This is a genomic window from Bradyrhizobium sp. BRP20, assembly GCF_020194215.1.
GTDB lineage: Bacteria > Pseudomonadota > Alphaproteobacteria > Rhizobiales > Xanthobacteraceae > Bradyrhizobium > Bradyrhizobium yuanmingense.
The window spans coordinates 388,444-401,262 of sequence record NZ_JADYVY010000007.1; the positions used below are offsets into that span (position 1 = coordinate 388,444).

A 12,819-nucleotide genomic window follows, 5' to 3' on the forward strand; every position below is an offset into this window, starting at 1 on the left:
CGAGATCACGCCACCCGCCACTCGGGCACGTTATCTTCTGCCATAGCGATTTCGCCGAGCGAGCCGACCGGGGTGCGATCCATGGCGAGCAGATGCGCCAGCGTCGCGCCGTCGCTCGCCGGGACCCGCGCCAGCGTGCGGCGATCGTCCTCTGTCCGCAGCATCACGACGCCATGCTCGATATTGCCGCCGCGGCCGTAAAGCACGGTGAAGGTCTCGACCTTGCCCTTGCCAGTGGCCTCCGCGACGAAGTCCGGCACTGCGCGATTGTTGCGGTCGGCATCGGCCTGCACGCTCGTTTCCTGCACCAGCACCTCGCGCGGCGCCGTCTTCGACACCACCAGCGCGTGGTGCTTGGTGACGAAGCCGCCCTGGCCATAGAGCAGGCCGAGCTTGGCGCCGTCGCGCAGTCGCCGCACCATCGCGCAGGCCGCATGCGTCATGTAGGTGTTGAGCGGCGCGCCGAAGAAGGTGAGGCCGCCGGTCACGGTCGGCTGCACGTCGGGGTCCAAGCCCAGCGTCCGCCGCGCCATCTTGGGCACGCAGGGGAAGCAGCTGTAGAGCTCGATTGCGTCGAAGGTCTTGCGATCGCCGCCGGCGAGGTCCATCACGCTCTTGAGCACGGCATTCTGCGGGTGGCTCTCGTAAAACTGGTCGCGCATCAGATAGTCGCGCGGCTCTTCCGCCGAGGCACCGCCGAGCGGGTAGACCAGTTTGTCTTCGGCGATCCCGGCCGCGCGTGCCTTGGCGAGACTGGTGAGCAGCAGCGCACCGCCCATGTTGACGCTGGGATTGGCCACCATCAGCTTGTTGTAGGGCCAGGCGATCAGCCGGTTGTCTGCGGTCGGCGTCGTGATCTCCTCCGGCGCATAACGCCGCTTCAGCCAGGCGTATGGATTCTCCGCGGCGGCTTCCGAATAGCGCGACCACAGCGTGCCTGATTCCGCCATGGCTTCGCGCGGCGTCTGCCCCCAATGCGCCGAGGAGGCCGCCTCATAGAACGGATAGACGGTCACAGGCCGAAATACGCCGAGCTTCACTGCTAAGGGCTTCTGGAACGCCGCGCCGCGCTTGGGTTCCTCGACGTCATGGGCGAACGGCGTCCACGGCAGCTTGACGCCGGCGCGCTCCGCCTTGGTCGCGCTCGATTGCGCTTCCGCGCCGCACACCGCCGCCACGCTGCACTCGCCGCGCGCGATGCGCTTGGCCGCCTCGTGGATGTAGCGGATCGGGCTCTCGCCGCCGACTGGGCCGTAATAGCAATGCGCGGGCGAGATGCCGAGGCGCTGAGCCAAAAGCTGCTCCGGATCGCGATAGCGCCAGCTCAGGAAATTGACGACGTCGAGCGATTGCACCTCGCCGAGCAGCTTTGCGCCGGCGTCTTGTTCAGCCCGCCGCAGCGCCTGTTCGAGCAGGTCGAGCGGTTCGAGACCCTCGGCGATCTCCTTCGGGCGATCGACGATCTCGCCGATGCCGACGATGACGGGGATGCGGTCTTCGGGGATATTGTTCTTCTCAGTCATAATCTCGATTCACGACGTTAGTTGCTTCGTCATTGCGAGGAGCGAAGCGACGAAGCAATCCAGAAATGGGTCCGCGGCGGCAGCCTGGATTGTTTCGCTGCGCTCGCAATGACGATGTAGTGACTACTCCGCCACCAGCGCATTCATGTGCTCGACGGCTTCGGCGAAATCCTGCTTGAACTCCTGTACCACCGCACCCGCCGATTTCACGCTGTCGATCAGGCCGACGCCCTGGCCGACGAAATAGCTGACGAGATCGCGCGCCTTGGCGTTGCCGCTTGCGGCGGCTCGGTCGATCGAATGGAAGGCGTCGCGGCTAATGATGCTTTGCAACGGCATCGGAAGCGCGCCCGGGCTATCCGGCGCGCGGTCCCAGGCGTCGGTCCAGACTGAGCGGAGCTGCCGGGCCGGCTTGCCGGTGCGGCCCTTCGAACGCACCGCATCGCGCGAGGATGCCGCGATCATCTTCTCGCGAAAGATCTCGCTTGTCTCGGACTCGACCGTGGCCAGCCACACCGAGCCGGTCCAGGCGCCGGCCGCGCCCATCGCCATGCAGGCCGCCATCTGCTGCCCCGTCATGATGCCGCCGGCCGCCAGCACCGGCACGTCGCGGATCGGCTTGATCGCCTTGATCACCTCCGGCACCAGCACCATGGTCGAAACCTCGCCGCAATGGCCGCCGGCCTCGGTGCCCTGCACCACGAGGATGTCGACGCCGGCCGCGACCTGGCGCAGCGCGTGCTCCTTGGCGCCGACCAGCGCTGCAACCGGCACCCCGTGCTTCTTGCCCATCTCGATCATCGCCTTCGGCGGCACGCCCAGCGCATTGGCGATCAGGCGGATCGGATGATTGAAGGAGACCTCGAGCAGCTGAAGCGCGGTCTTGCCGTCGAACGGCTGCGGCTGGTTGTCCGCGACCTCGGTGGTGGTCAGCTCGATGTCGTACTTCTTCAGGAGATCGCGCGTGTAGTTGCGGTGCTCCTGCGGCACGCGCGCTTCCAGGCTCTTCCAGGTGACGTCCTTCTCGCCGGCTGTCGAGATGTTTTCCGGGATGAGCACGTCGATGCCGTAAGGCTTGCCGTCGACGTGATCATCGATCCACGTCAGCTCACGCTCGAGCGTGTCCGGCGTATGCACGGTCGCGCCCAGCACGCCGAAGCCGCCGGCGCGGCTGACGGCGGCAACGACGTCGCGACAATGGCTGAAGGCGAGCAGCGGGAATTCGATCCCCAGCATGTCGCAGATCGGCGATTTCATGGCTCTCTCCCGGCGGCAGGCTTCGCATTCTCGTTGCTTTCGCTGGCAAAGCAAAGTGACGCTAGCCGATCGATGACATGCCGGATCTGGCGAGGCATCTTGTGTGCAGACGTCGCGCTCTATCCGCGGGCCGCAGGCCCTGCGGGCACCCGGGAATGACGGAGGGGAGGGGCTGCCATGACAAAACGCAGAGTTGTCCCATCCGGCAATGCATTGCGGCGCCCTTGTCATCGGCCGTTTGCGGGCTAATTAATGCAGACGCATCCTTTTTGCCCGGAGCCCCGCATGACCGACGCCCCTTACGTGCCGCCCAAAGTCTGGACCTGGAACAAGGAGAACGGCGGGCAATTCGCCAACATCAACCGACCCATTGCCGGCCCTACCCACGACAAGGAGCTGCCAGTCGGCAAGCATCCGCTTCAGCTCTACTCGCTGGCGACGCCGAACGGGGTCAAGGTCACCGTGATGCTGGAGGAGCTCCTGGCGCTCGGCCACAAGGGCGCCGAATATGACGCCTGGCTGATCAAGATTGGCCATGGCGATCAGTTCGGCAGCGGCTTCGTCGACATCAATCCAAATTCCAAGATCCCGGCGCTGATGGATCGCTCCGGCCCCGAGCCTGTCCGGGTGTTCGAGTCAGGCTCGATCCTGTTCTACCTCGCCGAGAAGTTTGGCGCCTTCCTGCCGAAGGACGTCAAGGCCCGCACCGAGGCGATGTCCTGGCTGTTCTGGCAAATGGGCAGTGCGCCCTATCTCGGCGGCGGCTTCGGCCACTTCTACGCCTATGCGCCGACCAAGATCGAATACGCCATCGACCGTTTCGCAATGGAGACCAAGCGCCAGCTCGACGTGCTCGACCGGCGTCTCGCTGACAACGAATATCTCGCGGGCAAGGACTACACCATCGCCGACATGGCGGTGTGGCCCTGGTATGGCGCGCTCGCCAAGGGGCTGGTCTATGGCGCCGGCGAATTTCTGTCGGTGCAGGACTACAGGAACGTGCAGCGCTGGACCGACCAGATTGCGCAGCGCCCCGCCGTGAAGCGCGGCCGCATGGTCAACCGGGTCTCCGGCGATCCCGCCAGCCAGCTCCACGAGCGCCACGACGCGAGCGACTTCGAGACCAAGACCCAGGACAAGCTCGTGCCCGCAACGTAGCTGACGGGTTCATCACCTCTCCCCGCAAGCGGGGAGAGGTCGAATTCGATCGCAGATCGAATTCGGGTGAGGGGGTACAGGTCCCTCGACAGTCTCGCGCGTGGAGAAAGCCCCTCACCCCAACCCTCTCAGCGCGAGCCAAGCTCGTCGCGGCCCGTAGGAATGGGGCGAGGGAGCGCACCGTTGCTGCGGCCTATTTCTTCATGCCCTCCGCCGCCGGAAACACCACGCGGTCATCGGTGCGGCAGTAACGGTCGGCGAACATGCGGCCGATCGGGTGATAGCGGTCCATGTGCACCCGCATCGCCTTGTCGTCCCAGAGCTCGTCGCGGATGTGGAAGTGGAGGCCTTCGCCCATGATCAGCCGGCGATCGTCGTTGACGTCGATCAGCTTCCAGAGCTTGCACTCCATCGCCCAGGGCGTGTCAGCTAGCCGTGGCACCCCGATCTTCGTCGAGGGCGCAAGCTTCAGCCCGAGATAATCGGGCTCGCTGATCTCAGGCGGAAAATCGCCGCTGCTCTCGTGCATCGCCCGCGCCAGCGGCTCGTCCGTGAGGTTGACCACGAATTCACCGGTGCGCTGGATGTTGAGAAATGTGTCCTTGTCCTCGCCGTTCGGCTTGCGGTTGGCCGCGAACATGCAGAGCGGCGGATCCTCGCAGAAGGCGTTGAAGAAGCTGAACGGGGCGGCGTTGACCACGCCGGTCGGCCCGAGCGTGGTCACCCACGCGATCGGCCGCGGCAGAATGAAGGACGTCAGCACCTTGTAGCGCTCGCGTGGCGTCAGCTCGCTGGCGGCGTAGTCCATGGTGGCTCCGTTTCTTTCTGCGCCTCTCCCCGTGGGCGGGGAGAGGCCGACGCGCGCCAAGAGAGCGGCTCACGCCATGCTCAGCTCGTGGCGGCCCACCACCATCCAGTGCACCTCGTCCGGACCGTCGGCGAAGCGCAGGTGCCGCACGTCCTGGTACATCTCGGCGAGCGGGGTCCAGTGCGAGATGCCGGTGGCGCCGTGCATCTGGATGGCCTGATCGATGATCCTGCAGGCGCGCTCGGGCACCATGGCCTTGACCATGGAGACCCAGACGCGGGCCTCCTTGTTGCCGAGCACGTCCATTGCCTTCGCCGCTTTCAGCACCATCAGCCGCATCGCCTCGATCTCGCAGCGCGCCTGCGCGATGATCTGCATGTTGCCGCCGAGATGGGCGATCTTCTTGCCAAAGGCCTCACGGGTGAGGCCACGCTGCACCATCAGGTCGAGCGCCTTCTCGGCCTTGCCGATGGTGCGCATGCAGTGATGGATGCGGCCGGGGCCGAGGCGGAGCTGCGAGATCTCGAAGCCACGGCCTTCGCCGAGCAGGATGTTCTCCTTCGGCACGCGCACATTGTTGAAGCGCATGTGCATGTGGCCGCGCGGGGCGTGGTCCTGGCCGAACACGTACATGGGACCGAGCACCTCGACGCCGGGCGTGTCGCGCGGCACCAGGATCTGCGACTGCTGCTTGCTCGGCGGCGCGTCCGGGTTGGTCTTCACCATCACGATGAGGATCTTGCAACGGGGATCGCCGAGACCCGAGATGTAATACTTCTCGCCGTTGATCACCCATTCGTCGCCGACCAGCTTTGCGGTGGTCGAGATGTTCTTGGCGTCGGAGGAGGCGACGTTCGGCTCGGTCATGACATAGGCCGATCGGATCTCGCCGTTGAGCAGCGGCTTCAGCCATTTCTCCTTCTGCTCCTTGGTGCCGACGCGTTCCAGCACCTCCATGTTGCCGGTGTCGGGCGCCGAGCAATTCATGGTCTCCGAGGCCAGCGGGCTCTTGCCGAGCTCGGCGGCGATATAGGCGTAGTCGAGATTTTTCAGGCCCTGGCCGGTCTCGTCATCGGGCAGGAAGAAGTTCCAAAGGCCTTCCTGCTTGGCCTTGTTCTTGGCCTTCTCCAGCACCTCGAGCTGCTTCGGCGTAAAACTCCAGCGATCTTCCTTGCCCTCGCCGGCCTTGGCGAACTCGATCGACATCGGCTCGACGGTATCGCGGATGAACTTCTTGACGTGATCGTAAAGCGGCCGGACTTGGTCCGACATCCGCAAGTCGTTGAGCTCGTCGCCGGGATTGAGCGTGTAGTTGGTGGTGCGGGGAATGTAGGTGTGTTTTGTCATTGGTCCTCCCGGGATCGTTGGAATGTGTTGTGCGCAAGAATAGTCGCAGCGCCGTCAAAGTGCGAGCGCGCATTTTCTCGCGTGAGGCCATGCCATGCGATGGAATATCGCAAGGCCGTTTGAAATGTTGTTTGAATGGGCGCGGCGCGCTGGGCACGCCCGCGCCACGCTCTCCGCCGTCATCGCCCGCCTTGTGCGCACTTGCGCACTGGGGCGGGCGATCCAGCACTCCGAGACGGCAGTGATTGAACAGAGTAGCTGCGGCGTACTGGATTCCCCGCCTGCCGCCTACGCTAAAGCTTCGGCGCCCCTGGACCTCAACCCCGGCGAAGCCTTGGCGTAGCCGGGTCGCGGGGAATGACAGCAGTGGATGTGGCTAGTTCGCCATCCGATGCATCGCGCAGATCTTGTTGCCATCGAGATCGCGCAGGTAGGCCAGATAGAGCTTGCCGCCCGGGCCCTGGCGAATGCCGGGTGGATCCTCGATCGATTTTGCGCCGGCTGCAACGCCCGCTGCGTGCCACGCATTGACCTGTTCCGGCGAATTGGCGGCAAAGCCGATCGTGCCGCCGTTGGCGCAGGTCGCCGGCTCGCCGTTGATCGGCTTCGATACCGAGAACACTCCGGTCTTGGTGATGTAGAAGATGCGGTGGCCGTCGACCCTGGCCGGCCGCACCTCGAGCGTGCCGAGCAGTTGGTCGTAGAACGCCTTGGCCTTGTCCAGGTCGTTGGTACCGATCATGACGTGTGAAAACATTTGCCCGTTCCCTCAGTGTTGTAGCCCGGATGGAGCAGAGCGAAATCCGGGTCTGCTTGCTTTTGGCCGTCCCGGATTCGCTGCGCTCCATCCGGGCTATGAGAATCAAAACGCGGTATAGCCGCCGTCGATCACGAACGTATCCGCGGTGTGATACGACGACGCCTTGCTCATCAGATACACCGCGATGCCGCCGAAATCGGAGGCTTCGCCGAAGCGCCGCATCGGAATCCGCGGCATCACGTTGGCTACGAACTTGTCGTTCGCCATGAGCCCTGCGGTCATGTCGCTCTTGATCCAGCCCGGCAGGATCGCATTGGCGGTGACGCCGTGACGTGCCAGCTCGACGCCGAGCGCGCGCACCAGCGCGTTGATGGCGGCCTTGGTCGCGGCATAATGCTCGTTGCGCGCCGTGCCGAAGATCGAGGCGAGGCTCGAGGTCGCGACCAGCCGGCCAAAGGGATCGCCGGCATTGGCGCGATCCGTCATGTGCTTGGCGGCGGCCTGGAACGCGTGGAACACGCCGTCGAGATTGGTCGCGAACATCGTGCGCCATTCCTCCTCGGTGCGCTCGATGAAGGCGCGCCGGCCACCGCCGCCGATGCCCGCATTGGCGAAGCAGCCATCGACCCGGCCGAAGGTGTCGAGCGTCGCCTTCATCGCTGAAGCGACCGAGGCCGGATCGGTGACGTCGCAGACGCGGCTGTCGACCTTGCCGGACAGGCCCTCCATGCTCGCGGCAGCGGCCTTGTTCTTGTCAGCATTGCGGCCCCAGATCGAGACGTTGCAGCCCTGGCCCGCGAGCGCCTGCGCGATACCGAGCCCGATGCCGCCATTGCCACCGGTGATCACGGCCACGCGGCCGGAAAGGTCGAAGAGGTTCATGGCGCGTTTCCTGTTTTCTGACTGCGGCGCATCAGCCGCTGCGCACAAGATTGCTTGCTATGCTCCGATCAGCATGGACAAGACCGCGCCAAAAATCAAATATGCGCCCCGGCAAAACGAATTCCGGCCTGCGAAACTGGTGCGGGCCGCAACTGATGAGGAAACCATGCAGTTCAAACACGTCACGCTCGACTTCGATGGCTCGGTCGCGATCCTCAAGCTCGACCATCAGGAGGTGATGAACGCGGTCTCCGTCGACATGCTGGGCGGTCTTTCCGAGGCGCTCGATGCGATCGAGGAGAAGAAGGACGAGGTGCGCTGCGTGGTGCTGACCGGTGCGGGGCGGGCGTTCTGCACGGGCGCCAATCTGCAAGGCCGCAACAACCAGGCGAAGAAGACCAAGGCCGGCATTACGCTGGAGACCGGCTTTCATCCCTTCCTGCGCCGCATCCGCAACCTGCACTGCCCGATCGTCACCGCGGTCAATGGCCCGGCCGCCGGCGCCGGCATGAGCTTCGCGCTGCTCGGCGACATGATCCTATGCGCGCGCTCGTCCTATTTCCTGCAGGCCTTCCGCCGCATCGGCCTCGTGCCGGATTGCGGCTCGACCTGGCTGTTGCCGCGCCTCGTCGGCCGCGCGCGCTCGATCGAATTGTCGTTGATGGGCGAGCGCCTGCCGGCCGAGAAGGCGCTGGAATGGGGCCTTGTCAACCGCGTCTATGATGACGGCGTCTTGATGGAGGAAGCGATGAAGCTGGCGCGCGATCTCGCCAGCGGGCCGACCGTGGCGCTGTCGCTGATCCGCAAGCTCTATTGGGACAGCCCGGAAAATTCCTTCGAGGATCAGCTCAATCTGGAATTCCAGTGCCAGCTCCGCGCCGGCGACACCGAGGATTTCCGCGAGGGCGTCGGCGCCTTCCTCGAGAAGCGGCCCGCGCAGTTCAAGGGCAAATGATCGAGGCGGCGCTTTCACGCAGCGTCCAGCGCTGGTGCAAAGGGGCGACCGGCGCGACCTGTGCGGCAAAGCTCTCCGGCGGCGCCAGCCAGGAAACCTGGCGCTTCGACATCTCCCATCCCGACGGGCCGATCGGCGCGATCCTGCGGCGCTCACCAAAGGGCTATGGCGCCGCGCCGACCCGCGCGGCCGGTCTTGCCGCGGAAGCGCAGCTGATGCAGCTCGCCTATGAGGCCGGCGTGCCGTCGCCCCGCGTCCTGCATGTGCTGGTGCCGGAGGACGATCTCGGCACCGGCTTCATCATGCAGCGCGTCGAGGGCGAGACCATCGCGCGCAAGATTCTTCGCGATCAAGAGTATGCGGCGGCGCGGCCGCGTCTGGCGCGGCAGATCGGCGGCATTCTCGCAGGTCTGCATCGGCTGCCGCAGGACAAATTGCCTGCGTTGCGCAGCAGGGGCGCGACCCAGGAGATCGCCGAGTTCGAGCGCGACTATCGCAGCCTGAACTGGCCCAAGCCCGTGTTCGAGCTGGCGCTGCGCTGGCTCCGCGACCACGATCCGGGTCCCTCAGTCGAGACCACGCTGGTGCACGGCGATTTCCGCAACGGCAATCTCATCATCGGCGCGGATGGCGTTCGCGCCGTGCTCGACTGGGAACTCGCCCATCTCGGCGATCCCATGGAGGACCTCGGCTGGGTCTGCGTGAACTCCTGGCGCTTCGGCGAGATCGACAAGCCCGTCGGCGGCTTTGGCTCGCGCGAGGAATTGTTCGCCGGTTACGAGGCTTCGGGCCGCAAGGTCGACCCTGAGCGCGTCAAGTTCTGGGAAGTGATGGGCACGCTGCGCTGGGGCATCATGTGCGGCGGCATGATGCAGCGCTTTCGCGAGGGGCCCGACCATTCCATGGAGCGCGCCATGATCGGCCGCCGCGCCAGCGAGACCGAGATCGATCTGTTGCGGCTTCTGGCGCCGCGCGGGAGCTGACACATGCAGGACGAGCCGACCCCGATCGAGCTGACCAAGGCAGTCGCCGATTTCCTCCGCAGCGACATCACGCCGCTGATCTCCGGCCACCAAGCCTTCAAGCTGCGCGTCGCCATCAACATCCTCGACCTCGTCACGCGGCAGCTGACGCGGGAGGAGGGAAGCGATGCGAAGGAGGTGGAGCGCCTGCGCGCGCTGCTCGGCATCGACGGCTCGGTCATGGAGCTCAACCGTGTTCTCGCACATCGCATCGCGAGCGGGGAGATGGATCTCGCGACCCCAGGCCTCGCCGAGCACCTGTGGGCAACCACGATGGACAAGCTGGCGGTCGATCAGCCGAATTATGCCTCGTACAAGCGCGAACTAGGACGAAGCGGGTAGGTCTCTCCCCCTCATTGCGAGGAGCCCTTGCGACGAAGCAATCCAGACTGTCTCTGCTGGGCAGCCTGGATTGCTTCGCTACGCTCGCAATGACAGTGTTGAGAGAGGGGGCGCTCCTCTCTCCGCCGTCATTCCGGGGCGTCGCGAAGCGACGAACCCGGAATCCATTCATCCGCACGTTCTGTCGCTCAATGGATTCCGGGCTCGCGCCTGTCGGCGCGCTCCGGAATGACGAGTGGGGAGACCCGTTTCCTACTTCCCCACCCATTTCGGCGGCCGCTTCTCGGAAAACGCCTTCGGGCCCTCGACGTAATCCTGCGAGGCGACCATCGCCTGCACGGCCGGATAGTCCCGTTGCTCCGCGATCGCCTGCTCCAGCGACACGCCAAGCCCCTTCTGGATCGCCTGCTTGGAGGCCCGGATCGACATCGGCGAATTCTTGGCGATCATCTCGGCCCAGCGCAGCGCGGCGTTGAGCGCCTCGCCCTGCGGCACCACCTCGTTGACGAAACCGAGCTCGCGACCTTCCTTTGCGCTGACATGGCGCGCGGTGAGGATCATGCCCATGGCGCGCTTCAGCCCGATCTGCCGCGGCAGCCGGTGCAGACCGCCGGCGAGCGCGGCAAGGCCGACGCGCGGCTCGGGCAGGGCGAAGGTCGCGTTCTCCGCGGCGATGATGAGGTCGCAGGCGAGCGCAATCTCGAAGCCGCCGCCCATCGCGACGCCGTTCACCGCGGCGATGATAGGCTTGTCGCAGTCGAAGCGCGAGGTGAGGCCGGCAAAACCGCCCTTGTCCCAGCCGCGTTTTCCCCCCGCTGCCTGCCACTTCAGATCGTTGCCGGCGCAGAACGCCTTATCGCCGCTGCCCGTGACGATCGCGATCCACTGCTCGGGATCTCCGGAGAAATCGTCAAACACCTTCTGAAGCTCGAAATGCGCATCGGTGTGCAGCGCGTTGTAGACCTCGGGCCGCGACAGCGTCACGATCGTGATTGGCCCCTTGCGTTCCACCTTTGAGAATTTCAGCTCCATCGCGCGCTCCCGGATTTTCTTTCGAGGAATATTGGCGCCATACTACCGTGCGGGTGCGCCAGAGCACCATCGAATTGCGCGGGCGCGCCTTGCGCTCCTCACATCTCGGCTTGCTTGACTTGCACGCGCTCTTCTCACCTTAATCGCACCAAGCAAGAATGCGCCCAGCGCCTTAACGCAAAACGATAAAATCAATCCGGGAGAGAACCTGTGGATTTCTCATTGCCTGCCGATCTCGTCGCCTATCTCGGAGAGCTCGACCGTTTCATCGAACGCGAGATCAAGCCGCTGGAACAGGCCGACGACAACATCCGCTTCTTCGACCATCGCCGCGAATGGGCGCGCACCGATTTCGACAATGGCGGCCTGCCGCGTCACGAATGGGAGGCGCTGCTGCGCAAGGCCAAGGATCTTGCGGATGCCGCCGGGCATTTGCGCTTTCCTGTGCCGAAGCAATATGGCGGCAAGGACGGCTCCAACCTCTGGATGGCCGTGATCCGCGAGCATTTTGCCGCAAAGGGCCTCGGCCTGCATAACGACCTCCAGAACGAGCATTCCATCGTCGGCAACTTCCCCGTCGTCACGATGCTCGACCGCTACGGCCGCGACGACCAGAAGGCGATGATCGACGGCTCGATCAGAGGCAAGTACCGCATCACGTTTGGATTGACCGAGCCGCATCACGGCTCGGACGCCACCCATATGGAGACGCGCGCGGTGGCAGCTACCCGCGACAACGTCAAGGGCTGGATCATCAACGGCGAGAAGATGTGGACGACAGGCATGCACGTCGCCACGCACTGCGCGCTGTTCGCGCGCACCAGCGGCAACGATGGCGACGCCCGCGGCATCACCTGCTTCCTAGTGCCGGCCAAGAGTCCCGGCGTCAGGGTCGAGGAGTACATGTGGACCTTCAACATGCCGACCGATCATCCGCGCGTCAGCTTCACCGACGTGTTCGTGCCGGAGGATGCGCTGTTTGGCGAGGTCGGCCGCGGCCTGTCGCTGGCGCAATGCTTCGTGCACCAGAACCGCATTCGCCAGGCGGCAAGCTCGCTCGGCGCCGCGGTCTACTGCATCAACGAGAGTGTGAAATACGCGCGTGAGCGCAAACCGTTCGGCAAGGCGCTGGCCGAGAACCAGGCGATCCAGTTCCCGTTGGTCGAGCTTGCGACCCAAGCCGAGATGCTGCGCCTCTTGATCCGCAAGACCGCCTGGGAGATGGACCAGCTCAATGAGGAGCAAATCGAGCGCACCCTGTCCGACCGGGTCTCGATGTGCAATTATTGGGCAAACCGCCTCTGCTGCGAGGCCGCCGACCGCGCCATGCAGGTCCATGGCGGCATGGGCTATTCACGCCACAAGCCGTTCGAGCACATCTATCGCCACCATCGCCGTTATCGGATCACCGAAGGCAGCGAGGAGATCCAGATGCGGAAAGTGGCGGGATTCCTGTTCGGGTATATGGGGCCGGGGAAGCATTAGACGCTCGCACTGCTATCGTAGGGTGGGTTAGCGCTGCGATTGCGCGAAGCGCGATCGCAGGGCGTAACCCACCAGCGCCATCCGCGTGGATTGCAAAGAGGTGGGTTACGCCTACGGCTAACCCACCCTGTACCCTTCTGGCGTTCGGAGGCCAGTCAGTTGGTGTAGGCTGGTCGGCCGGGCCGATCCGCCGGGAGCCGCCTTGCCCACCTGTGCCTAGAGCACCGACGTAGGACCCGCGCCCTGGC

The 12,819-nt window shown here is 64.8% G+C and carries 12 protein-coding genes; 5 read left to right on the forward strand and 7 right to left on the reverse strand.

The window, feature by feature from the left end:
* Positions 1-5: 5 nt before the first annotated feature.
* Positions 6-1,523, reverse strand: a complete 1,518-nt coding sequence (locus I6F33_RS19610) for an acetyl-CoA acetyltransferase (protein ID WP_225143805.1) — start codon at positions 1,521-1,523, stop codon at positions 6-8.
* A 123-nt stretch (positions 1,524-1,646) separates the two neighbouring features.
* Positions 1,647-2,780: a nitronate monooxygenase gene (locus I6F33_RS19615; RefSeq protein ID WP_225127329.1), complete on the reverse strand. Its 1,134-nt coding sequence runs from the start codon at positions 2,778-2,780 to the stop codon at positions 1,647-1,649.
* Positions 2,781-3,065: 285 nt separating this feature from the next.
* Between I6F33_RS19615 and yghU the strand changes: the two genes are divergently transcribed.
* The gene (yghU, locus tag I6F33_RS19620; protein ID WP_225143806.1) at positions 3,066-3,938 is read left to right on the forward strand and encodes a glutathione-dependent disulfide-bond oxidoreductase; all 873 of its coding nucleotides are present in this window, start codon (positions 3,066-3,068) and stop codon (positions 3,936-3,938) included.
* 193 nt (positions 3,939-4,131) lie between these two features.
* On the opposite strand, the gene I6F33_RS19625 is transcribed toward yghU, so the two are convergent.
* From I6F33_RS19625 to I6F33_RS19640, 4 genes are all read right to left on the reverse strand, one after another.
* Positions 4,132-4,746 (reverse strand): flavin reductase family protein, encoded by a 615-nt coding sequence (locus tag I6F33_RS19625; protein WP_036016244.1) that lies wholly within the window; start codon positions 4,744-4,746, stop codon positions 4,132-4,134.
* A 69-nt stretch (positions 4,747-4,815) separates the two neighbouring features.
* Positions 4,816-6,093 carry an acyl-CoA dehydrogenase family protein gene (locus I6F33_RS19630; RefSeq protein ID WP_225143807.1) on the reverse strand — a complete coding sequence of 426 codons (1,278 nt, stop codon included), beginning with the start codon at positions 6,091-6,093 and terminating at the stop codon, positions 4,816-4,818.
* 376 nt (positions 6,094-6,469) lie between these two features.
* Positions 6,470-6,850, reverse strand: coding sequence for a VOC family protein (locus I6F33_RS19635; protein WP_225143808.1), 381 nt, complete (start codon positions 6,848-6,850; stop codon positions 6,470-6,472).
* 105 nt (positions 6,851-6,955) lie between these two features.
* A complete protein-coding gene (locus I6F33_RS19640; RefSeq protein WP_036044683.1) occupies positions 6,956-7,735 on the reverse strand; it encodes an SDR family NAD(P)-dependent oxidoreductase in 780 nt (259 codons plus the stop codon).
* Between the two features lie 166 nt (positions 7,736-7,901).
* On the opposite strand from I6F33_RS19640, the gene I6F33_RS19645 reads away from it, so the two are divergent.
* The 3 genes from I6F33_RS19645 to I6F33_RS19655 are packed head-to-tail and all read left to right on the forward strand — an operon-like array spanning position 7,902 to position 10,054.
* Entirely contained in the window at positions 7,902-8,690 is a 789-nt protein-coding gene (locus I6F33_RS19645) for an enoyl-CoA hydratase/isomerase (protein ID WP_225143809.1), read from the forward strand.
* Positions 8,687-9,673 (forward strand): phosphotransferase family protein, encoded by a 987-nt coding sequence (locus I6F33_RS19650; protein ID WP_036023006.1) that lies wholly within the window; start codon positions 8,687-8,689, stop codon positions 9,671-9,673. Before I6F33_RS19645 ends, I6F33_RS19650 begins: the two co-directional genes overlap by 4 nt.
* 3 nt (positions 9,674-9,676) lie before the next feature.
* On the forward strand, positions 9,677-10,054 hold the full coding sequence (locus tag I6F33_RS19655) for a DUF6285 domain-containing protein (RefSeq protein ID WP_036016253.1): 378 nt from the start codon (positions 9,677-9,679) through the stop codon (positions 10,052-10,054).
* Positions 10,055-10,306: 252 nt separating this feature from the next.
* On the opposite strand, the gene I6F33_RS19660 is transcribed toward I6F33_RS19655, so the two are convergent.
* Complete coding sequence (locus I6F33_RS19660; RefSeq protein WP_225143810.1) at positions 10,307-11,086, reverse strand: enoyl-CoA hydratase-related protein; 780 nt, start codon at positions 11,084-11,086, stop codon at positions 10,307-10,309.
* Positions 11,087-11,296: 210 nt separating this feature from the next.
* Between I6F33_RS19660 and I6F33_RS19665 the strand changes: the two genes are divergently transcribed.
* Positions 11,297-12,571: an acyl-CoA dehydrogenase family protein gene (locus tag I6F33_RS19665; RefSeq protein ID WP_225143812.1), complete on the forward strand. Its 1,275-nt coding sequence runs from the start codon at positions 11,297-11,299 to the stop codon at positions 12,569-12,571.
* Positions 12,572-12,819: the final 248 nt, after the last annotated feature.